Below are 21,745 nucleotides of genomic sequence, written 5' to 3' on the forward strand. Positions count from 1 at the left end.
TGGCGGAGCCATGGTGATTGACGACAACGCGGCAGATGCGCGTGCCCAGCCCCGCGACGCCGCCCCCCATTTGCCGGTCGGTCTTACGGAGAACCGGCCGCCGGGGAACGGAATGTGACCCAGGGCACGTTGAACTCGTTGTGGTAACGCCTACGTCTGCGGCCGAGTCCGCTGGGTAGGCGCGCTGTGTCCTGTTCCGCCACGGCCAGGAGGCCGCCATGCCCGCTGCCGCGCAGCTTCTGCTCTCCGCCCTCTCCAAGCAGGCGTCCGGTCCCACCCCGCTGCCCGCCGCCTTCCCCGGCCCCGCGACCGGCCCCGGTCCGCTGACGAGCGAGCCGCCGCTCGCCGACGCGATACCGCTCACCAGCGAGCCTCCGCTCGCCGACGCCACGCCGCTGACCAGCGAACCCCCGCTCGCCGTCAACGCCCCGCTGACCAGCGAACCGGCCTCGTCCGGCAACGCGTGGGGCATGGAGTCCCCAGGAGTCTGAATGGGCCTGTCCCGGCTCGCCGCACTGCACGGCGTCGCCACCTCCTACTCCCCGTCCGCCGATGTCACGGTGGCGGTCCCCGACGACACGGTCGTCGCCGTGCTCGCCGCGCTCGGGGTGGACGCCGCCACACCCGAAGCGGTACGGGAATCGCTGGCCGCCGCCGAGGACTCGGCCGCGGCCCGGCTGCTCCCGCCGACGCTGGTGGTGTGGACCGGGGAGCCGCTGCCCCGGGCCCTGACCGCCCTGCCGTCCGGCGCCACGCTGCACATCGGACTGGAGGACGCCGGATCGCCCCCGCTCCCGCGGATGTGTGTCCGGCCCGACCGACCGGAACCGGCCGTTTCGGGACGGGCGACCGCCGACGCGGGTGCGGGCGGGGGCTCGGGCGGCAACACGGGCGCGGACGTGGGCGCCGAGCCGGGCGCGGATACCCTCACCGGCGCGGGCGCCGTGCCGGGTGCGGGCGCGTCCCCGACCCCGGCCTGGTGGGTCGGACCGCCCTTCGGGGTGCACCGGCTGACCGTACGGGTACCGGGCGGCCGGGACGCGAGCTGCACGCTCGTCGTCGCCCCGCCCCGGGTGCCGCAGCCGCCCGCGCGCAGCCACGGCTTCCTCGTCCAGCTCTACTCCCTGCTCTCCGCCCGCTCCTGGGGCATGGGGGACCTCGGGGACCTCGCGGATCTCGCTGCCTGGTCCGGGCGGACCCTCGGCGCCGGGTTCGTCCAGGTCAACCCGCTCCATGCCGCCGTGCTCGGCGACCCCACCGACCCGTCCCCGTACCGCCCGTCGTCACGGCGCTTCCCCGACCCCGTCCACCTGCACGTCGAGTCCGTGCCCGAGTACGGGCATGTGCCGGACCGGGGCGCGCTCGACGATCTGCGGCAGGACGCGGCGACCCTCAGCGACACCGTCCTGAACAAGGGCGCCCTGATCGACCGGGACGCCGTCTGGGAACTCAAGCGCCAGGCCCTCGGACTCGTGGTGGACGTGCCCCTCACCCCGGGCCGCCGCGCCGCGTACTGCGACTTCCTGGCCGAGCAGGGACAGGCTCTTGAGGACCACGCCCTGTGGTGCGCCCTCGCCGAGCTGCACGGCTCCGACTGGCACAGCTGGCCGGCCGCGCTCCGCGACCCCCGCTCCCAGGCGACCGCCCGCGCCCGCCGCGAGCTGATGGACCGGGTCGACTTCCACTGCCGGCTCGCCTGGCTGACCGACAGCCAGCTCGCCGCCGCCCAGCGCGCCGCCCTGGACGCCGGAATGGCCGTCGGCATCGTCCACGACCTCGCCGTCGGCGTGCACCCCGGCGGCGCCGACGCCTGGGCCCAGCAGGACGCCCTCGCGCACGGCATGTCCGTCGGCGCGCCCCCGGACGCCTTCAACGCCCACGGTCAGGACTGGGGCCTGCCGCCCTGGCGCCCCGACGCCCTCGCCGCGTCCGGCTACGCCCCGTTCCGCGGGCTGCTGCGCGGGCTCCTCGCCCACGCGGGCGCCCTGCGCATCGACCACGTCATGGGCCTGTTCCGGCTCTGGTGGGTGCCTGAGGGGCGCCCGCCCACCGAGGGCACCTACGTCGCTCACGACGCCGAGGCGATGCTCGCCGTCCTCGTCCTGGAGGCGCACCGGGCCGGCGCGGTCGTCATGGGGGAGGACCTCGGCACCGTCGAACCGGGGGTGCGCGAGGCGCTGGCGCGGCGCGGCGTGCTCGGCACCTCCGTGCTCTGGTTCGAACGGGACTGGGCGGGCTCGGGGCGTCCCCTGGCCCCCGAGGAGTGGCGCGAGGACTGCCTGGCCACCGTCACCACGCACGATCTGCCGTCCACCGCCGCCCGGCTGACCGGCGACCACGTGAGACTGCGCCACCGCCTCGGCCTGCTCACCGGCGGTCTCGCGGAGGAACTGACGGCCGACGCGACCGACACCGCCGAGTGGCTGGGGTATCTCGCCCGGCTCGGCCTGCTTCCGGAGGGGGAGGGCGACGAGGAGGGCGCCGTCCGCGCCGTGCACCGCTTCCTGCTGCGCACCCGCGCCCGCATGGTCGGGGTCTGGCTGCCCGACACGCTCGGCGACCGCCGCCCGCAGAATCTCCCCGGCACCTGGGACCAGTATCCCAACTGGCGTCTGCCCGTGGCCGACGCGGAAGACCGGCCGGTCACCCTGGAGGAGCTGGCCGTCGCACCCCGTCTCCACCGGCTGATGGAGGCCCTCGCGCCCCGCGAGGCACCCCCGGAATCCCGCCCGGAATCCCGCCTGGAATCCCGCCCGGAATCCCGGCTGGAACCCCGCCCGTGACTGCGTACGGCACCCCCCGGGCGCGCGCCCGTTCCGGGCGCGCGCTACGTTTGCACCGTGGACAAGAAGAACGCTATGCGCGCCGGCGCCGTCGCGGCCGGAACGACGCTGATGATGCTGCTCATGTCGTCCCCCGCGCTCGCGCTCACCCGCGACGCCGGTGACGACCCCGGTCCGGGCCTGAGCGTGATGGAGACCATCGGTCTGTACGTCGTGGCCCCCATCGCCCTGTTCGTGGTCATCGCGGGCCTGGTCATGATCCTCGACAAGTCCAAGAAGCAGGCCTAGGAAGGCACTGGAGATCCTGGCCGGGCTCGCGCCACGCTCTTCAGTACACCCCTGGCACCGAGGCTCTTCCCGTGTGCGCCGCAGGTACCCCGTACCGTGCGGCGCACACGCGTGTCCGGCCCCGGGTGCCCCGTCCCGGGGCCCGGGTAGGTTGCGGCCATGATCGAGTGGGACGTCAAGAAGCTCCGCATCCTCCGCACCCTGCGTGACCGGGGCACGGTCACCGCGACCGCACAGGCCCTGCTGATGACCCCGTCCGCGGTCTCGCAGCAGTTGTCCAACCTGTCGGGACAGCTGGGTGTACCGCTGCTGGAGGCGCAGGGCCGGCGGGTCCGTCTCACCGATGCCGCGCATCTCGTGCTGCGCCACGCCGAGGCCGTCTTCGCCCAACTGGAGCGCGCCGACGCCGAACTGACCGGCTACCTGCGCGGCGAGGCCGGAGAGGTACGGATCGGGGCGTTCGCCACGGCGGTGCCCGCCCTCGTCGTGCCCGCGATCCAGCGGCTGCGCGCCGAGGAACGTCCGGGACCGGACGTACGGGTGCGGGAGGCGGAGGCCGCGCAGGCGTACGAACTCCTGGTCGCCGGTGAGGTGGACCTCGCGCTGTCCCTCGCCGCGCACGCCCCGACGGCCCGCGACCCCCGGTTCGCCGTGCTGCCTCTGCTGGCGGATCCGCTGGACGTGGCGCTGCCCGCGGACCACCACCTCGCCGCGGCCCCCGCCCTCCGGCTGGCGGACCTGTCCGGCGACCCCTGGATCTACGGTGGCTCCGGACCCTGGTCGCAGATCACGACGGCCGCCTGCGAGGCCGCCGGATTCGTACCCGAGCAGGCGCACAGCGCCTCCGGCTGGACGGCGATCCTGGCCATGGTCGAGGCGGGCATGGGGGTCGCCCTGATCCCGCGCATGGCGTCGGCGGAACGGCGGAACCGGGGTGGCGTGGTGATGCGCGCCCTCGAAGCCGATCAGCCGCGACGCCATGTGGTGGCGGCCGTACGGCAGGGGGCCGAGCAGGGACCGGCGGTGGCCCGAGTCCTGGCGGCGCTCACCGAGACAGCCAAATCGTTCAGTTCGGCTGAATAGATGATGCAAAAACTTTCGATGGACCTAATGGGTTGTTCGCCGCGACAGTAGAGGCATGACCTTCGACGAGAACGAGAACCAGCAGGAGAACCCTCACGCCAACGACGCGGCCCCGTACGGCGGTGGTGACCCGTACGCCGACTACCGCACCACCGACCTCCCCTTCACCGAACTCGTCGACCTCGCCGACCGCCGCCTCGGCGCGGGCGTGATCGCCGCCAACGACGAGTTCTTCGCCGAGCGCGAGAACCTCCTCGTCCGCGAGCGCGCGGTCTTCGACCCTGAGCACTTCGGCCACAAGGGCAAGATCATGGACGGCTGGGAGACCCGCCGCCGACGCGGGGCGGACGCGGCCCACCCGTTCCCGGCCCCCGAGGAGCACGACTGGGCCCTGATCCGTCTCGGCGCCCCCGGCGTCATCCGCGGCATCGTCGTCGACACCGCCCACTTCCGCGGCAACTACCCGCAGCGCGTCTCGATCCAGGCCACGGCGGTCGAGGGCTCGCCGAGCCCCGCCGACCTCCTCGCGGACGACGTGAAGTGGGAGGAGATCGTCCCGCCGACCCCGGTACGCGGCCACGCCGCCAACGGCTTCGAGATCACCGGCGGTCGCCGCTACACCCACGTCCGCCTCTGCCAGCACCCCGACGGCGGCATCGCCCGCCTCCGCGTCCACGGCGAGGTCCTCCCCGACCCGTCCTGGCTCGCCACCCTCGGCACGTTCGACCTGATCTCGGTCCTGAACGGCGGCAGCTACGAGGACGCGTCCGACCGCTTCTACTCCTCGCCGACCCAGATCATCCTGCCCGGCACCTCCCGCAAGATGGACGACGGCTGGGAGAACCGCCGCCGCCGGGTCCGCGACACGAACGACTGGGTCCGCTTCCGCCTCCCCGCCCAGGGCGCAGTCCGCGCGGTCGAGATCGACACGGCCTACCTCAAGGGCAACGCGGCCGGCTGGATCGCCCTCCAGGGCCGCAACGGCGAGACCGGCGAGTGGTTCGAGATCATCCCCCGCACCAGGCTCCAGCCCGACACCCTCCACCGCTTCCCCCTGCGCGCCCAGGCGATCGTCACCCACGTCCGTCTCGACGCCTTCCCGGACGGCGGCGTCGCCCGGATGCGCCTGCACGGCAGCCTGACGGAGACGGGCGCCGCCGAACTGACCCGGCGCTACGAGGAGTCGGGCGCGTAAGACCGTCCGGCCGATCGGGGCCGGAGGCCCTCACCCGTTCCTCCGGGACCTCCTCGCCCCGGCACCCGTCTCCTCCCCGCATCCCCTTCTGCCCCCGCCCGTCGGACGGTTGCGCATCGGCGCCCGCCCGACGGGCGGTTTCCATACGCGCCCACGGCGGCCCCGGCATGCCTCCCTGCCCCGCCCCGCCCGGTCAGGGGGCCCTTCGTGTGAAAGCGGTCCGTCCGGTTTTGTCAGGCCGTGATGGCCCGGCGCAGAGCTTGACCGGGCGCGCGAAGACGCAGGCGGCATGGCGGACGGAGGCGGTGATGTTGTCGTGGCCGTTTTGCCGGGGGACGCCGATGGCGAGGTTGCTCAAGTACGCCGTCGTGCGGGGCAGTTGTCCAGTGCGGACCTTGGAGTCGTCCTCGCCGAAGATGAGGGTGCAGGCACGGATTCGCTCGGTGTTCACGGGCCTCCAAACCCGCGTGATCACCACGGCCGTGCCCTGCACTGCTTTGCGGACCCCTCATCTCGAACCGGATGTGACGACACATCAATGCTGTTTCTGGCGAACCGGATCACCACGGAACTCTGCGAAGGCCCCTGCCTCTGACGCTGACGCCGGAGTCCAGGCGATGCCCTCGCCATGCCTGCTCCCGTGTGCCCTCAGCGGCAATCATTCGATCGTTCCACGGCGTCCGTGAAGTGGGTAATGAGGTCTTTCATGGCGTTGGCATCCCGATGTTTGGAACCATCGGCGAAAAACCTGGTGAACATCGCGTACTCGTCGGTGCCTATAGTGCGCGTGCAGTTCTTCGTTTTCCCGAACGCCATATAGTCCGAATATATGAATCTTTCGTCGTCGGTCCAGTGGTCCGGCGTGAACCCCGGCCTGTTGGCGTACCAATCCGTTGATTTATTGCCGGTCAACCACTGGCGCCTGGTACTAACGGCGAGTTTGCCGTCAACGAGGACGTTGCACTGCTCGGACAAATGATCGTAAAGGTACTCCTTGTGCGTGGTGAGTTCCTTCCCTGGTGGGAGGAACGCGTCGAGTGCATCGCGGTCGACAGGAGTGCCGCAGAGCTTGTCCGGGACCTCATATTCCCGCTGTGCCTTTGACGTTCCTGACGAGCAGGCGGTCAAGGCCAGGCCAACGGCCAGGAGGCCACAGATGAGGGCCAAGGAGGAGTGGGGGCGGGTGTGTGTCATCGGCTTCGATTTCACGTTAGGGGATTTCGGTTTCGAGGTCTTTGGACGTGCGTCGCGCAATCGTCGTGGCGTCGTTGAGGCCGTCCTCGGTACCAGAGGACGCCCACCCGGAAATCTGGCTTGCGTCCTTGAGGCCGTACTTCTCGGCTGCCTGCACGTTCAGCTTGATATTCTGACTCTCGGTGTTGTCCCAGAGTCGCCCCACTTCCACACCGCTCCCCTTCAGTTCATCGCCCGAGACGTCGCGGAACAATTCTCCGAGCACGAAACTGCTGACCCCGCGGCCGCCGCTCACCAGGGACAGCGGCGCCCCGGACCATGCGTACTGTGCACACGGTCCGGGGCTCCACCGCTCTTCCTGTCTGCCCGGTCGTTACGCCCTGGCCGCCGCCGCGTCCGCCGTCTGGGCCTTCAGGGCACGCTCCACGCCCGCGCGCGACTCGGACATCAGGCGGCGCAGGGCCGCGGTCGGCTCCGCCGAGGACAGCCAGGCGTCCGTGGTGTCCAGGGTGGCCTGCGAGACCTGGAGGGCCGGGTACAGGCCCACGGCGATCTGCTGCGCCATCTCGTGGCTGCGCGCCTCCCAGACGTCCTTGACCGCCGCGAAGAACTTCTCCGTGTACGGGGCCAGCAGCTCGCGCTGGTCGGTCTGGACGAAGCCGGCGATGACCGCCTCCTGGAGGGAGTTCGGCAGCTTGTCGGACTCGACGACCGAGGCCCACGCCTCCGCCTTCGCCTCCTCCGTGGGGCGTGCCGCGCGGGCGGTCGCCGCGTGGCGCTCGCCCGCCGCCGTCCTGTCGCGCTCGTACTCGGCGGCGATCTCGTCCTCTTCGAGCAGGCCGGCCGCGGCGAGCCGCTCCACGAACGCCCAGCGCAGCTCCGTGTCGACGGCCAGGCCCTCGACCGTCTCCTTGCCGTCGAGCAGCGACTGCAGCAGGTCCGTCTGCTGCGGGGTGCGGGCCGTCGCCGCGAAGGCGCGGGCCCAGGCCAGCTGGTGGTCGCTGCCCGGCTCCGCCGCGCGCAGGTGCGCGAGCGTGGCCTCGGTCCACTGTGTCAGCCCGGCCTCGCGCCACTCCGGCGCCGCGTACAGGTCCAGCGCCAGCTTCACCTGGCGGTGCAGCGACTGGACGACGCCGATGTCCGACTCCTTGCCGATGCCGGAGAGCACCAGGGAGAGGTAGTCCCGGGTCGCCAGCTCGCCGTCGCGGGTCATGTCCCAGGCGGAGGCCCAGCACAGGGCGCGCGGCAGGGACTCGGTGAAGTCGCCGAGGTGCTCGGTGACGACACGCAGCGACTCCTCGTCGAGGCGGACCTTCGCGTACGAGAGGTCGTCGTCGTTGAGCAGGACCACGGCGGGACGGGCGGTGCCGGCCGGGAACGGCACGGTCGTGCGCGCGCCGTCGACGTCCAGCTCGATCCGGTTCGTACGGACCAGCTTGCCGTTCGCGTCGAGGTCGTAGCAGCCGATCGCGATGCGGTGGGGCCGCAGCGTCGGCTCGCCCTTCGCACCGGCGGGGAGGGCCGGGGCCTCCTGGAGGACGGTGAAGGACGTGACGTGACCGTTGTCGTCCGTCTCGATCTCCGGGCGCAGGATGTTGATGCCCGCCGTCTCCAGCCACGCCTTCGACCAGGTCTTCAGGTCGCGGCCGGAGGTCTCCTCCAGCGCGCCCAGCAGATCGGACAGCCGGGTGTTGCCGAACGCGTGAGCCTTGAAGTACGCCTGGACGCCCTTGAAGAACTCGTCCATGCCGACGTACGCCACCAGCTGCTTCAGGACCGAGGCGCCCTTGGCGTACGTGATCCCGTCGAAGTTGACCAGCACGTCGTCCAGGTCACGGATGTCCGCCATGATCGGGTGCGTGGACGGCAGCTGGTCCTGGCGGTAGGCCCAGGTCTTCTCGGTGTTGGCGAACGTGGTCCACGCGTTCGGCCACTTCGAGCCCTGCGCGTACGCCTGGCAGGCGACCGAGGTGTACGTGGCGAACGACTCGTTCAGCCACAGGTCGTTCCACCACTCCATGGTGACGAGGTCGCCGAACCACATGTGCGCCAGCTCGTGCAGGATGGTCTCCGCACGCCGCTCGTACGCCGCGTCCGTCACCTTCGAACGGAACACGTACTGGTCGCGGATGGTGACCGCGCCCGCGTTCTCCATCGCGCCGGCGTTGAACTCCGGGACGAACAGCTGGTCGTACTTGGCGAAGGGGTAGGCGTAGTCGAACTTCTCCTGGAACCAGTCGAAGCCCTGCCGCGTGACGTCGAAGATCTCGTCCGCGTCGAGGTACTCGGCCAGCGACGGCCGGCAGTAGATGCCGAGCGGAACGGACTGGCCGTCCTTCTCGTAGCTGCTGTGCACCGAGTGGTACGGGCCGACGATCAGCGCCGTGATGTACGTCGAGATGCGCGGCGTCGGCTCGAAGGTCCAGACGTCGTCCTGCGGCTCGGGCGTCGGGGAGTTCGAGATGACCGTCCAGCCGTGCGGCGCCTTCACCGTGAACTGGAACGTCGCCTTCAGGTCGGGCTGCTCGAAGCTCGCGAACACGCGGCGCGCGTCCGGTACCTCGAACTGGGTGTAGAGGTAGGCCTGCTGGTCGACCGGGTCGACGAAGCGGTGCAGGCCCTCACCCGTGTTGGTGTACGAGCAGTCGGCGACGACCTTCAGCTCGTTGGAGCCCGCGACCAGGTGCGGGAGCGCGATGCGCGAGTCGCGGAAGACGGCCGCGACATCCAGCGCCCTGCCGTTCAGCTCGACCTCGTGCACGGCCGGGGCGACCAGGTCGATGAAGGTCTCCGCACCGGCTTCGGCGGAGTCGAAGCGCACGGTGGTGACGGACCGGTAGGTGCCGCCCTCCTGCGCTCCGGAGAGGTCGAGTTCGATCTCGTACGCGTCCACGGTCAGCAGGCGCGCCCGCTCCTGTGCCTCTTCGCGGGTCAGATTGGTGCCAGGCACGCGGTCATCTCCTTCGTATGTGACGTTTCCGGTCATCCTTCCATGCGACCTGTGCGCAGCGCGATGTCCGTTTTTCGCCGGACCGTTCCTGCGCGGCGGGCCACGCTCGACGCATGACCACATATGAGGCCCGCCCGATCGACCCGGCCACGCTCAAGGAGCTCCGCGACACCGACGACGCGGGCCGTCCCTGCGCTCCGTACACCGCCACCGACAGCGGCGACCCGCTGCGCTGCTGCCTGCGCGGGAGCGAGGCGGGGGAGCGGATCGCCCTCGTCTCGTACGCGCCGCTGCGCCGCTGGGCGTCCGAGACGTGGGCGAGGCCGGGGGCGTACGACGAGCAGGGCCCGGTCTTCATCCATGCCGAGGAGTGCGGGGGGCCCGCGGCCGACCGGTCCGGATACCCCTTCTCCCGGGCGGGAGCGTTGCGTACCGTCCGGCGCTACGACGCGGAAGGCCACATCGTCGGCGGCCGGCTGCTGGAGATCCCGGCCGACGAGGAGCGGGGGTACGACGAGGCCTTCGACGAGGCCTTCGCCGATCCGGCGGTGGCGCTGGTGCACGTCAGGGCCGTGGAGTACGGCTGCCTGCACTTCGAGGTGCGCCGCCCCTGAGAGGCTGCCGGCCGGCCTCCGAGCGGCGCCCGGGGCCCCGCCCGGGGCCCCGCTCCTCGATCGCCGAAGGGGCCGAACGGGTCAGCCGTTCAGCTCGGCCGCCACCAGCTCCGCGATCTGCACCGCGTTCAGCGCCGCGCCCTTGCGCAGGTTGTCGTTGGAGACGAAGAGCGCGAGGCCGTTCTCCACGGTCTCGTCGACCCGGATCCGGCCGACGAACGAGGCGTCCTTGCCGGCCGCCTGCAGCGGGGTGGGGATCTCGGAGATCTCGACGCCCGGGGCGTCCTTCAGCAGCTCATAGGCACGCTCGACGCTGACCGGACGGGCGAAACGGGCGTTGATCTGGAGCGAGTGGCCGGAGAAGACCGGCACCCGGACACAGGTGCCGGACACCTTGAGCTCCGGGATCTCCAGGATCTTGCGGGACTCGTTGCGGAGCTTCTGCTCCTCGTCCGTCTCGAAGGAGCCGTCGTCGACGATCGAGCCGGCCAGCGGCAGCACGTTGAAGGCGATCGGACGCTTGTAGACGCCCGGCTCGGGGAAGTCGACGGCCTCGCCGTCATGGGTGAGCCGGTCGGCTTCGGCGACGACCTTGGACGCCTGGCCGTGCAGCTCGGCGACGCCGGCCAGACCGGAGCCGGACACCGCCTGGTAGGTGGCGACGGTCAGCGCCTGGAGGCCGGCCTCGTCATGGAGCGGGCGCAGCACGGGCATGGCGGCCATCGTGGTGCAGTTCGGGTTGGCGATGATGCCCTTGGGGCGGTTCGCGATCGCGCGCGCGTTGACCTCGGAGACGACCAACGGGACCTCGGGGTCCTTGCGCCAGGCGGAGGAGTTGTCGATCACGACGGCGCCCTGCGAGGCGACCTTCTCGGCGAGCGCCTTCGAGGTCGCGCCACCGGCCGAGAACAGCACGATGTCCAGCCCGGTGTAATCGGCCGTCGAGGCGTCCTCGACGGTGATCTCCCGGCCCTGCCACTCGATCGTGGAGCCCGCGGAGCGCGCGGAGGCGAACAGCCGCAGCTCGTCGGCCGGGAACTTCCGCTCGGCCAGGATCCTGCGCATGACTGTGCCGACCTGACCGGTGGCGCCGACGATTCCGACCTTCACAGGGACTCCTTCGAACGTACGAACTGGCACGGTTGCCGCTCCATGATGCGTATGTCCACGGCTTCCTTGTCCAATCCATTGTCCGCGCTGCGGACACCTCCCGCCCGGCCGGGCGGGCAGAGCAGTGGGGCGGGAGCTCCATCGAGCACCCGCCCCACTGTCGTACGGATCACGCGGTGACCGCGGTCACCCTGTGATCACGGGCTCCGCTACGGCGTGACCTTCTCGATCACGACGCTGCCGGTGCCCGCCGCGGTCCCGTGGCTGTTCACCAGGCGGACCTCGCCGAAGAACTGCCGGCCCTCGGGGGCCGCCCCGGCCACCGAGACCTCGGCACCGATCTGGGCCGAGGCGCCGTTGGCCAGGTTCACGGCCTTCGACTCGTCGACCTTGATCGTGCCGAGCGACGGTGCGTAGTACACGTCGCGGTAGTCGTACGTGGTGGTCCCGGCCGGAACGCTGTAGCCGTCGATCACGACGGTGTACGTACCGGCGGCCGGCTTCACCAGGCTGACCGACTCCTCGGAGCCGGCCGTGGTGGACTTGCCGACCTGGGTGTTGCCCCGGAAGACGTACAGGTCGAGGTCGGCGTTGGCGTCCGACGTTCCGCCGATGGCGATGTCCAGCTTCTCGACGCCCTCACCGATGGTGACCTCGAACTGCTGCTCGTCGCCCGTCTTGATAGACGGCTTGGCGACCTTGGCCGAGCCCAGCGAGCCGCCCTTGAGGGTGCCCTCCAGGTCGCCCGCGTTGTTGGTGGCCTTCCAGCTCACCGGGGCGGGCGTGCCGATCTTCGCCTCGGCGATGGTCTGCACCGCCGGGTCGAAGGTCGCGCCGAGCAGCGAGACATCCAGCTTGTACGGGTTGTCCAGCAGCGGCGACGTACGCCGTGCCTCGACCTCGATCTCCCAGACGCCCGGCTGCGGGTCCTTGTAGGAGCGCACGTCGGGGCGGCAGGTGTTGGTCGGGTTGTCGTAGTTCGGGTAGCAGAACGGCGTTCCGCTGTCCTCCATCTGCACCCCGTACGGGTGGATGGAGATGAAGCGGGTCTGGCTGCCCGAGCGCAGCGCGCCGAGGGACACCTCAAGGGTCTTGGCGCCCTCCGGAACGGTCACGAAGTACGACGTGGTGCTGTTGCGCTGCACCGAGCCGGACGCCTTGAACGTGTAGGTGGGCTTCGCGAGCTCCTTGGAGACGACCACCGTGGTGAGGATCTGCTGGTCCACGCCGACGGTCTTGCTGTCGTCCACCCGCAGGATCGCGCTGTGCACGCCCGCGCTGCCCGGCTTCGCCTCGACCTTGACGGTCACCGGCTTGCCCAGCGGCAGGGAGACCGTGCCCGGACCGGCCAGCTTGAAGGTGCCGTCGTTGTTCTTCCACGACAGCTGGTGCTTGACGGCCTTGTCCGGTCCCGTGGTGCGGGTGATCGTGACGTCGTACGACTTCTTCTGGCCGACCTTCAGACCGCCCTCGCGGTCGTACAGACCGGTGCCGAAGCCGGGGGTCTTGAGCGCGAAGTCGATCGCGGTGTCGACCGGGGCCTTCACCGAGTACTCGTGCGCCGGGGCGCCCTGCTTCTCGATCTGCTTCCAGGCATCGACGATGTTGATCAGACCGGAGCCCTGGGCGTGCGCGGGCACGTCCTTGATGTGGGTGGCGGTGCTGGTCAGCGCGGTGCGCAGATCGGCCGGGGGCAGCTCGATGTGCTTCTGCTTCGCGGCGGAGAGCAGCAGCGCGGTCGCGCCGGCGGCCTGCGGCGAGGCCATCGAGGTGCCCTGCAGCATGGAGTAACCGGCCGGCAGGGTGTAACCCGACTCCTTGACCGGGCTGCCGGGCAGCCAGGTCTGGGTGGTGTTGATCGCGGCACCCGGGGCCGACAGGGTCGGCGTGAAGCCGCCGTCCTCACGCGGGCCGCGCGAGGAGAACGGCATCATGTCGTACTTCTTGGTGACGTTCGAGCCGTAGTTGGCGGCCCACGTCTCTTTGGAGATCGACGCGCCGACGGAGATGACGTGGTCGGCGAGGCCGGGGTCACCGATCGTGTTGACACCCGGGCCGTCGTTTCCGGCCGAGATGACCAGCTGGACGCCGTAGATGTCGATGAGCCGCTTGTAGAGCTCGGCGCGGGCGTTGTTGCCGTCGTTGAGCGGCGGCAGGCCACCGATCGACATGTTGACGACATCGACACCGCGGTTCACGACGAGGTCGATCATGCCCTCGGTGAGCGCGATGTTGGTGCAGCCGCCGGACCAGGTGCAGGCACGCGAGGAGACGATCTTCGCACCCGGCGCGGCACCGTTCATCTTGCCGCCGAACAGGCCGTTCGCGGAGGTGATGCCCGCGACGTGGGTGCCGTGCTCGCTCTCGATGACGCCGATGTTCACGTAGTCGGACGTGGCGCCGGCCGCGTTGTAGACGACGTTCTTGCGCGTCTCCACGGTGAACGGAATGCGCTCGACGACATCCGTCCGCGGGTCGTCCTTGCCGAAGTAGGAGACCTGGTGCTTCTCCTTGTACGGCTTCATGGCGGTTTCGTTGGTGAAGTCGCCGTCGTTGTCCAGGTCGACGCGCACGGTGCCGGTGACCGGGTCGTAGAGCACGGCCCAGACGTCGGTGGTGTCACCGTCGCGGTTCAGGTCGCCCTTCATGTCGCCGCCCTTGGTGGCGGCCTCGGCGAACAGCTTGATCTTGTACGAGCCCTCGGGCGCCTTGTAGGTGCGGCCCTGGTACGTGAACGTCGGGCCGGACACGGCGTCCGTCATCCGCAGCCAGGTGCCGTCGCCGTCGCTGACCGGGTCGGTGGCGGTCACCCAGTCGACGATCTTGCGCTCGCCCGTGGTGGTCTTCTGCAGCGCCGGGTGGCCGAGGTCGACACCCGAGTCGAGGATGCCGATGGTCACCCCGCGCCCGTCGGCCTTCGGGTGCTGCTGGACGAAGTCGACCGCACCCGTCTCGAAGGACGGGTTGTACGGGTTCTTCGCCGGGGTCTTCTTGCCCGGCGCCGGGTAGGAGCCGGTGGCCTTCGTCTTCGCCGTGGTCCCGGCCGCGCGGTCGGCCGCGGGCGTCGGGTCGTCCAGCTTGATCTCCTGCTTGAGATCGATGCCGTGGACGGACGACAGCTTGGAGGCCGCCTTGATGGTCGCCTCGGCGGACGCGGTGGGCACGGTGACCCGTACGTAGCCGAGCTTGTCGTACGCACGTCCCAGCACGGACCCCTCGACGGCGTCCAGTTGCTTGGTGACCTGCGCGGTCGCACCGGGAGCGGTGGCGACCATCATGGTGATGTTCTTCTCGCCCTTGGCCTTGGCCTTGGCCAGGAGCTCGGCGTCGGCCGTGCCGAGCTTGTCGGCCGTCGCGTCCTTGGCGGCGGACTTGACGGGGGCGGGGGCGGGGTCGTCTGCGGCGAAGACCGGGGTGGCGCCGGTGGCGGCCAGCGCGGCCACCAGGCCGGCGGCAGCCGCGACTCGGGCCGCGCGTCTCGCCCCGGGTATGGAACTGGGGGACTCGGTGGTCATCAGCATCCCTGAAGTGAAAGAGAAAGTCCGGAATTCGGTACCGGATGACCGCTCACCCTTTCGTAAATGACAGGGGTTTGTGGAGAGTTGCAGGGGGCGAGATGTGGACATGGCGGGCTTCCGCCAGTGGGGCTGATGTGCCATCAGGAACGAAACGGGAGATAAGTGGCCCCTGAGACCCGGCTTCAGCGGGGCAGGATCATCACGTACGCGGCCGGCTCGCGATCGGCCGCCGCCTTCAGCGCCGTACGCACCACGACGGCCTGCTGCTCCCGCGCGTCCCGGAGCTTCGTCGGCGAGAGGTGGACGACGGTGACGCCGAGCCGCTCCAGATGCTCCCGCTCGGCGACGTACGAGGACCACTGCGCGTCGTGCTCCTCCTGGCTCCGGTCGTCGTCGAGCCTGCTGTGCCGGGGCGCCCTGGTGTCGAGCACCACGGCGACCGCCTGCTCGGGCCAGTAGGCGTCCACCCCGCCGAGATGCGGGCCGCCGGGCAGCCGCAGGTCCACGTTCCACAGCGGCTCCGACAGGCCGTGCGACCGCACCATGTCGTACAGCCGGCTCTCCGCCAGCGCCCGGCCCTCGGCGAGCAGCGAGTCGATGGCGTTCACCACCTGGGGGCGGCCCAGCAGCCCGGCCCGGCTCAGCTCTCGTACGACCGCGGCCGGCTCGCAATGCCCGCCGCGGACCGCCTCGGTGAGCAGGCGGCGTACGGCCGGGGCGCCCTCCAGTCCGGCCACCGCGTCCACGAGCGCCCGCTCCACCGGCGCCACCGGCAGGCCCTCCACCTGCACGGGCCGGGGCGGCTCGGCGGCCCGCACGAGATGGACGAACCGCACCGAGCGCAGCCGCCGGGTGCGCGGCACCAGCACATCGATCCTGGCCGACGGGGCGGGCGTCGGCGCGACCGCGAACCCGTGCAGGGCGAGCGCGGCAAGCCCGGTGATCATGGCCTCGCCGTACCCGGACTCCGTGCCCGGCCCCGACTGTGCGGGCAGCTCCCGGCGGCCCGAGGCCGACGGCCGTCCGGCGTACAGCAGGGCGGAACGCAGCCGTTCCTCGGCGGTGGGCGGCCCCGGGTGCAGGACGTACACGCCGGGCAGCGGCTGCTGCCACGGCCCACCGGCCCCGCACTGCGCGGCGGCCTTGGCCACGGACACGCCGTGCGCCCTCAACTGCGCGGCGGACAGCACACGTTGACGGGCGTCACCGGCGACGGGGAGGTGACAGGGGGAGAGCGGGGAGTTCTGGGTCATGCTCCGGGGTATCCCGCAGGCGGCACCGCCGCTAACCCCTGTTACACGCCCGTCGACAATTCGGGACAACGCCGCCCTAAAGTACGCACGTTCGACAACCGAAAAGCTCGTCCCACCAGGGATTGTCCGGCCGCCTCACCCGACGGAGTGCCGGTACGGCAGCCAGGCCGGGCGCCCCGCGAGGCCCCCGCCCCGGACGGGTGTGAAGACCGAGCCCGTCCGGGGCGGTGACGAGGCCGGGGGCGTGCCCGGCCCGGAGCATCCGTCAGACCGCGGTCCCCGCGGCGGCCACCGCGTCGCACTGCTGCGCCCGCAGCGACCGGGCCAGATCGTCCCGGGCCTCCAGCACCAGCCTCCGCAGCGCCGGCGCCGCGTCCTCGTGCGCGGTCAGCCACGCGTCCGTCGCCGCGAGCGTCGACGGATCGTCCTGGAGCGCCGGGAACAGGCCCTTGACCACGATCACGCCGATCTGGATCGACCGCTCGGCCCACACCCGCTCGATCGCGTCGAAGTACGTGGCCGTGTACGGCGCGAGCAACTCCCGCTGCGACGCCTGCGCGAAGCCCGTGATCGTCGCCTCCACCAACGCGTTGGACAGCGCGTCCGACTCCACGACGCCGGCCCACGCCTGTGCCTTGACCGCCGCCGACGGCCGGGAGGCCAGGCAGCGGACCTGGTGCCGCTTCCCGGACGCCGTGTCGTCGCGGGCCAGTTCGGCGTCGATCGCCGACTCGTCGGCCACACCGTGCGCGGCCAGCGGCGACAGGAACGCCCAGCGCAGCTCCTGGTCGACATCGAGCCCGTCGATCCGGGCCGAGCCGTCGAGCAGCCCGGAGAGCAGCTGGAAGTCCGTGTCCGAGTCGGCGACCGAGGCGAAGAACCGCGCCCACGCCAGCTGGTGCTCGCTGCCGGGCCCGGCGATCCGCAGCTCCCGCAACGCGGCCTCGGCCAGCGCCCGGCCGCCCTCCTCGCGCCACCCCGGCGCCGCGTAGTGCGTGAGCGCGGTCCGGGTCCAGATGTGCAGCATCTGCAGCACGCCGATGTCGGACTCCCGGCCGGAGAAGGCCAGCACGAGGGAGACGAAGTCACGGGCCGGCATCAGCCCGTCCCGGGTCAGGTTCCACAGCGCGGACCAGCACAGTGCCCGCGCGAGAGGATCGGTCATGTCTCCCAGGTGCGCGCGCAGCGTGGCCAGGGACACCTCGTCGAAGCGGACCTTGCAGTACGTGAGGTCGTCGTCGTTGACCAGGATCAGCTCGGGCCGCTCGGCGCCGGCCAGCTCCGTGATGACCGTGCGCGGCCCCGCCACGTCCGCCTCGGCGCGCGCGTACCGCACCAGGTCGCCGTCGGCGGCGCGCCGGTACAGCCCGACCGCGATCCGGTGCGGCCGCAGCTCCGGCTGGGAACCGTCCGCCTCCTGGAGGACCGCCAGCTCCGTGATCCGGTCCGCCGAGTCGTACGTCGCCACCGGCGTCAGCGAGTTGACGCCCGCGGTCTGCAGCCACGACCGCGACCAGGCGGTCATGTCGCGCCCGGACGTCTCGGCCAGGACCGACAGCAGATCGCCCAGCTGCGTGTTGCCGTAGGCGTGCTTCTTGAAGTAGCGCCGGGCGCCCTCCAGGAACGCGTCCCGCCCCACGTACGCCACCAGTTGCTTCAGCACCGAGGCGCCCTTGGCGTAGGTGATGCCGTCGAAGTTGAGCTTGGCGTCCTCCAGGTCACGGATGTCGGCCGTGATCGGGTGCGTGGAGGGCAGCTGGTCGGCGCGGTACGCCCAGGACTTGCGGTTGTTGGCGAAGGTGATCCAGCCGTCCTCGAACCGGGTCGACTCCACCATCGCGAAGACGCCCATGAAGTCGGCGAACGACTCCTTCAGCCACAGGTCGTCCCACCACTGCATGGTGACGAGGTCACCGAACCACATGTGCGCCATCTCGTGCAGGATGACGTTGGCCCGGCTCTCGTACGCCGCCTGCGTCACCTTGCCGCGGAAGATGTACTCCTCGCGGAACGTGACACAGCCCGGGTTCTCCATCGCGCCGAGGTTGTACTCGGGCACGAACGCCTGGTCGTACTTCCCGAACGGATACGGGTAGTCGAAGTTGTCGTGGAAGAAGTCCAGACCCTGCTTGGTGACGAGGAAGACGTCGTCCGCGTCGAAGTGCCGGGCGAGTCCCTTGCGGCACAGCGCGCCGAGCGGGATCTCCAGCTTCGTACCGTCGTCGAACGTACGGCTGTAGGAGTCGGTGACGTAGTGGTACGGACCGGCCACGATCGCCGTGATGTACGTCGAGATCGGCTTCGTCTCGACGAACCGCCACACCTCGCCGTCCCGCGACTCCTCGGCCCCGTTGCTCCAGACCGTCCAGCCCTCGGGCGCCGTCACCTCGAAGCGGAAGGGTGCCTTCAGGTCGGGCTGCTCGAAGTTCGCGAAGACCCGCCGCGAGTCGGCCGGCTCGTACTGCGTGTAGAGGTAGACCTCGCCGTCCTCCGGGTCGACGAACCGGTGCAGGCCCTCGCCGGTCCGGCTGTACGCGCACTGCGCGTCGACCACGAGAACGTTGTCGCCCTCCGGCAGCTCCGCCAGCGCCACCCGTGTGCCGTCGAAGACGACGGCCGGGTCGAGCGGCTGCCCGTTCAGCGTCACCGCGTTCACGCTCGGCGCCACCAGATCCGCGAAGGTCGACGCCCCCGCCCGCGCGGTGCGGAACCGGATCGTGGTCACCGAGCGGAAGGTCCGCGGGCCCGAAGAGGTCCCGTCGCCGTCCCCGTCGGGCCCACCGACGGCGGAACGCAGATCGAGAGCGACCTCGTAGCCGTCGACGCTCAGCAGCTCGGCCCGCGCACGGGCCTCGTCGCGGGACAGGTTCTCACCGGGCACGGCACACTCCTTTGTGTCACGTTCGAATAGTTTGATCCTCCCATGTCGCCCCTCGGCCCGGGGTACGGGAATGGCCGGTGCACCCGGAGGCGTTCTCGCGCACAGGTGCGAACGCCCTCATGAGGAGAGACATGTCTGACAACAGCACGGCGACCGGCAAGACCCCTGTCGATTTCTGGTTCGACCCGCTCTGCCCCTGGGCCTGGATGACCTCCCGCTGGATGCTGGAGGTGGAGAAGGTCCGTGACGTCGAGGTCCGCTGGCATGTGATGAGCCTCGCCGTGCTCAACGAGGACAAGCTCGACGAGCTGCCCGAGGAGTACCGCGACCTCCTGGAGAAGGCGTGGGCCCCGGTCCGCGTAGTCATCGCCGCCCAGCAGAAGCACGGCGACGAGATCGTCGGCCCGCTCTACACCGCGCTCGGCAGCCGCTTCCACAACCAGGGCGAGGGTCCCACCCGCGAGGCGATCGTGGGCGCGCTTCAGGACGTCGGCCTGCCGGCCGAGCTGGCGGACTTCGCGGACTCGGACGTGTACGACGCCGAGCTGCGTGCCTCCCACAAGGAGGGCATCGACAAGGTCGGCCAGGACGTCGGCACCCCGGTCATCGCCGTCCCGGGCGCGGACGGCGAGCAGATCGCCTTCTTCGGCCCGGTCGTCACCCCCGCCCCGAAGGGCGAGGAGGCGGCGAAGCTGTGGGACGGCACGCTGCTGGTGGCGTCGATCCCCGGCTTCTACGAGATCAAGCGGACCCGCACGCAGGGCCCGATCTTCGACTGATCGCACACGGCTCGGTGCGGGGTCCGGTCGCCGTCCGTACCCCGCACCCCTCCGGCTCACGCGTAGAGGCGCGCTGTACGCGTACAGCGCGCCTCTACGCGTACAGCGCGGTCAGCTCGGGCAGCCGCGACGCCACCCGCTCCGTGTCCTCGAAGTCGAAGTTCCACTCCGGGTCCAGGGCGGGGTAGCGGATCGTGAACGAACCGCCGGGCAGCTTCTCGCCCGTCGCCGCCAGATGTGCGTCCCAGGCGATCCCGAGCATCCGCTCGCACTCCACTTCCTCCCTCTCCTGCGCCCCGGCCCGGATCACCGGCAGCTCGGCCAGCGTGTCCGGATCGGCGACGACCCGCTCGAACACCTCTCGCCCCTGCGCTATCAGCCAGCCCCGGAAGTAGTCGAAGCCGTCGTCGGAACAGCCGCCGTTGATCGTGTACGCGGCCGCCCAGAGCGGTGCCCGGTAGGAAGCGGCCATCAGGTCCCAGAGCAACTGCTGCGCGGCGACGATCTCCTCCCGCGGCCGGGCGGCGAGCAGTTCGCAGGCATGCCCGACGACGGCCTCGGCGTCCGCCGGGTCGGCGACCCGGGCGCGGGCGTCGTCGATCAGATTCCAGAAGTCCATGGTGTCCATGCGGTGCAGCATGCCGGAGCGGTCTGACAGTCGGGCGACTGCGAAGGCACCCCGATTCGTGTGGCGCGTGTCATAAGAGCCCGCGCAGATAGGCGGCGGGCGGACCTAGTACTCCAGTCGGCCCCGGAAGCTGAGACGGCATCAGGGATCCATCAGGGTGCTATCGGGGGCGATCCCTGATTCGTCGCACCGCGGCTGTGCGGCACGGTCGTGGGCATGACTTTCAAGCCTCCTTCCTCCAAAGCCGGGACCGCGACGACAGCGGGCCGACGCAGGCGGGTACCGATGGCGGCGCTCGCCTGCGCGGTGCTCGGCGCGGTGGCGCTGGGCACGGCCGTCCCGGCGGTCGCGGCGCCCGCCGCGCGGCCTGCCGCCGCGGCCGACACCACCGGCGACCGGTTGCCGGAGCTGGATCCGCAGGCGTTGCAGCATGCCCTGTCGAGCGCGCCCGACCGCGTCACGGGCGTGCTGGCACGCGTGAGCGGGCCGGACGGCCACTGGACCGGGACGTACGGCACCGCCGACATCATGACCGGCGCGCCGGTGCCGGTGGACGGCCGGTTCCGTCTCGGCAGCGTCACCAAGACCTTTATCGCCACCGTGATGCTGCAACTGGCCGCCGAGGACCGCGTCGACCTCGACCAGCCCGTCCAGCGGTACCTGCCGGACGTCCTGCCCGACAGCTATCCGCCGATCCCCATCCGCACCCTGCTCAACTTCACCAGCAGCCTGCCCGAACTGACCCCGGACGACCTGCCCACCACCCCGGACGGCATCGTCGAGCACCGCTTCGACAACCACCCGCTCTCCGAACTCGTCGCCAAGGCCGTCCGGCACGAACGCCCCTTCACCGAGCCCGGTTGCATGCAGGTCTACGGGGCCACCGGCTACTACGTCGCCGCCATGCTCGTCGAGAACCTCACCGGACACACCTACCAGCAGGAGATCACCACCCGGATCCTGCAACCGCTGCACCTGCGTGACACCACCGCCCCGCAGGCCGACACCACGATCCCCGGCCCCCACTCCCACGGCTACATCGCCGTACCTCGGCCGGACGGCGGATCGCAGCTGGTCGACATCACCGAACAGAATCCCGGCGCCGGCGGCATGATCTCCACCACCGCCGACCTCGACCGTTTCCTGACCGCACTCTTCCGGGGACGACTGCTGCCCCCGACCGAACAGGCGGAACTGTTCGACGTCCCCGACGTCCCCTACCTCGGCGGCACCGCCGACGACCCGGGACAGGGCAGCGCCTACTACGCCGCCGGCCTGATGCGCGTGACCCTGCCCAACGGCGTGACGGTGTGGGGCAAGACCGGCACCACCTTCGGCTACACCAACGGCATGTTCACCACCCGCGACCTGCGCCGCCGCCTGGTGTACTCCTTCAACCCCACCAGCGGCGGCGGCAACGACCTCGCCCTGGTCACCCGGACCCTGTCCGCGGCCTTCGCCCCGTGAGC

Annotated in this window: 17 protein-coding genes; 8 read left to right on the top strand and 9 right to left on the bottom strand. The window is 70.8% G+C overall.

Annotation, left to right across the window (positions count from 1 at the left end):
- Positions 1-218 precede the first annotated feature (218 nt).
- The 5 genes from ACZ68L_RS09275 to alc all read left to right on the top strand — a co-directional run bounded on the left by ACZ68L_RS09275 (position 219) and on the right by alc (position 5,349).
- The gene (locus ACZ68L_RS09275) at positions 219-491 is read left to right on the top strand and encodes a hypothetical protein (RefSeq protein WP_469575526.1); all 273 of its coding nucleotides are present in this window, start codon (positions 219-221) and stop codon (positions 489-491) included.
- Positions 492-2,783 carry a 4-alpha-glucanotransferase gene (malQ, locus tag ACZ68L_RS09280; protein ID WP_469575527.1) on the top strand — a complete coding sequence of 764 codons (2,292 nt, stop codon included), beginning with the start codon at positions 492-494 and terminating at the stop codon, positions 2,781-2,783.
- A 57-nt stretch (positions 2,784-2,840) separates the two neighbouring features.
- Positions 2,841-3,071 carry a hypothetical protein gene (locus ACZ68L_RS09285; RefSeq protein WP_361439949.1) on the top strand — a complete coding sequence of 77 codons (231 nt, stop codon included), beginning with the start codon at positions 2,841-2,843 and terminating at the stop codon, positions 3,069-3,071.
- Between the two features lie 159 nt (positions 3,072-3,230).
- Positions 3,231-4,154 (top strand): LysR family transcriptional regulator, encoded by a 924-nt coding sequence (locus tag ACZ68L_RS09290; protein ID WP_469575528.1) that lies wholly within the window; start codon positions 3,231-3,233, stop codon positions 4,152-4,154.
- A gap of 55 nt (positions 4,155-4,209) precedes the next feature.
- A complete protein-coding gene (gene alc, locus ACZ68L_RS09295; protein ID WP_469575530.1) occupies positions 4,210-5,349 on the top strand; it encodes an allantoicase in 1,140 nt (379 codons plus the stop codon).
- Positions 5,350-5,542: 193 nt separating this feature from the next.
- Here the strand turns inward: alc and ACZ68L_RS09300 are convergent, their stop codons facing one another.
- From ACZ68L_RS09300 to pepN (ACZ68L_RS09315), 4 genes are all read right to left on the bottom strand, one after another.
- Positions 5,543-5,800 (bottom strand): hypothetical protein, encoded by a 258-nt coding sequence (locus tag ACZ68L_RS09300; RefSeq protein WP_469575531.1) that lies wholly within the window; start codon positions 5,798-5,800, stop codon positions 5,543-5,545.
- 197 nt (positions 5,801-5,997) lie between these two features.
- The gene (locus ACZ68L_RS09305) at positions 5,998-6,558 is read right to left on the bottom strand and encodes a hypothetical protein (RefSeq protein ID WP_469575532.1); all 561 of its coding nucleotides are present in this window, start codon (positions 6,556-6,558) and stop codon (positions 5,998-6,000) included.
- Position 6,559: 1 nt separating this feature from the next.
- A complete protein-coding gene (locus ACZ68L_RS09310; RefSeq protein ID WP_469575534.1) occupies positions 6,560-6,838 on the bottom strand; it encodes a hypothetical protein in 279 nt (92 codons plus the stop codon).
- Between the two features lie 78 nt (positions 6,839-6,916).
- Complete coding sequence (gene pepN / locus ACZ68L_RS09315) at positions 6,917-9,493, bottom strand: aminopeptidase N (RefSeq protein ID WP_469575536.1); 2,577 nt, start codon at positions 9,491-9,493, stop codon at positions 6,917-6,919.
- 113 nt (positions 9,494-9,606) lie between these two features.
- Here pepN (ACZ68L_RS09315) and ACZ68L_RS09320 point away from each other — a divergent pair, with 113 nt between their 5' ends.
- Complete coding sequence (locus ACZ68L_RS09320) at positions 9,607-10,107, top strand: DUF1203 domain-containing protein (RefSeq protein WP_469575538.1); 501 nt, start codon at positions 9,607-9,609, stop codon at positions 10,105-10,107.
- 81 nt (positions 10,108-10,188) lie between these two features.
- Here ACZ68L_RS09320 and ACZ68L_RS09325 read toward each other — a convergent pair whose 3' ends face one another.
- From ACZ68L_RS09325 to pepN (ACZ68L_RS09340), 4 genes are all read right to left on the bottom strand, one after another.
- Positions 10,189-11,217 (bottom strand): aspartate-semialdehyde dehydrogenase, encoded by a 1,029-nt coding sequence (locus tag ACZ68L_RS09325; RefSeq protein WP_469575539.1) that lies wholly within the window; start codon positions 11,215-11,217, stop codon positions 10,189-10,191.
- Between the two features lie 209 nt (positions 11,218-11,426).
- A complete protein-coding gene (locus tag ACZ68L_RS09330) occupies positions 11,427-14,738 on the bottom strand; it encodes a S8 family serine peptidase (protein WP_469575541.1) in 3,312 nt (1,103 codons plus the stop codon).
- Between the two features lie 179 nt (positions 14,739-14,917).
- A complete protein-coding gene (locus ACZ68L_RS09335) occupies positions 14,918-15,988 on the bottom strand; it encodes a hypothetical protein (RefSeq protein WP_469575542.1) in 1,071 nt (356 codons plus the stop codon).
- 265 nt (positions 15,989-16,253) lie between these two features.
- Entirely contained in the window at positions 16,254-18,869 is a 2,616-nt protein-coding gene (pepN, locus tag ACZ68L_RS09340; protein WP_469575544.1) for an aminopeptidase N, read from the bottom strand.
- A gap of 131 nt (positions 18,870-19,000) precedes the next feature.
- On the opposite strand from pepN (ACZ68L_RS09340), the gene ACZ68L_RS09345 reads away from it, so the two are divergent.
- Positions 19,001-19,648, top strand: a complete 648-nt coding sequence (locus tag ACZ68L_RS09345; protein ID WP_469575545.1) for a mycothiol-dependent nitroreductase Rv2466c family protein — start codon at positions 19,001-19,003, stop codon at positions 19,646-19,648.
- 94 nt (positions 19,649-19,742) lie between these two features.
- On the opposite strand, the gene ACZ68L_RS09350 is transcribed toward ACZ68L_RS09345, so the two are convergent.
- Positions 19,743-20,276 carry a DUF4240 domain-containing protein gene (locus ACZ68L_RS09350; protein ID WP_469575547.1) on the bottom strand — a complete coding sequence of 178 codons (534 nt, stop codon included), beginning with the start codon at positions 20,274-20,276 and terminating at the stop codon, positions 19,743-19,745.
- 216 nt (positions 20,277-20,492) lie between these two features.
- Between ACZ68L_RS09350 and ACZ68L_RS09355 the strand changes: the two genes are divergently transcribed.
- The gene (locus ACZ68L_RS09355; RefSeq protein ID WP_469575548.1) at positions 20,493-21,743 is read left to right on the top strand and encodes a serine hydrolase domain-containing protein; all 1,251 of its coding nucleotides are present in this window, start codon (positions 20,493-20,495) and stop codon (positions 21,741-21,743) included.
- The last annotated feature ends 2 nt before the right edge of the window (positions 21,744-21,745 follow it).

Source organism: Streptomyces sp. NPDC104309 (assembly GCF_055584025.1).

Bases quoted from the DNA above. Each gene is read 5' to 3' on its own strand.
- ACZ68L_RS09290 (WP_469575528.1), top strand. From the start codon at position 3,231: ATGATCGAGTGGGACGTCAAGAAGCTCCGCATCCTCCGCACCCTGCGT.
- ACZ68L_RS09345 (WP_469575545.1), top strand. From the start codon at position 19,001: ATGTCTGACAACAGCACGGCGACCGGCAAGACCCCTGTCGATTTCTGG.
- ACZ68L_RS09275 (WP_469575526.1), top strand. From the start codon at position 219: ATGCCCGCTGCCGCGCAGCTTCTGCTCTCCGCCCTCTCCAAGCAGGCG.
- ACZ68L_RS09330 (WP_469575541.1), bottom strand. From the start codon at position 14,738: ATGCTGATGACCACCGAGTCCCCCAGTTCCATACCCGGGGCGAGACGC.
- alc (WP_469575530.1), top strand. From the start codon at position 4,210: ATGACCTTCGACGAGAACGAGAACCAGCAGGAGAACCCTCACGCCAAC.
- ACZ68L_RS09335 (WP_469575542.1), bottom strand. From the start codon at position 15,988: ATGACCCAGAACTCCCCGCTCTCCCCCTGTCACCTCCCCGTCGCCGGT.
- ACZ68L_RS09350 (WP_469575547.1), bottom strand. From the start codon at position 20,276: ATGGACACCATGGACTTCTGGAATCTGATCGACGACGCCCGCGCCCGG.
- ACZ68L_RS09355 (WP_469575548.1), top strand. From the start codon at position 20,493: ATGACTTTCAAGCCTCCTTCCTCCAAAGCCGGGACCGCGACGACAGCG.
- malQ (WP_469575527.1), top strand. From the start codon at position 492: ATGGGCCTGTCCCGGCTCGCCGCACTGCACGGCGTCGCCACCTCCTAC.
- ACZ68L_RS09320 (WP_469575538.1), top strand. From the start codon at position 9,607: ATGACCACATATGAGGCCCGCCCGATCGACCCGGCCACGCTCAAGGAG.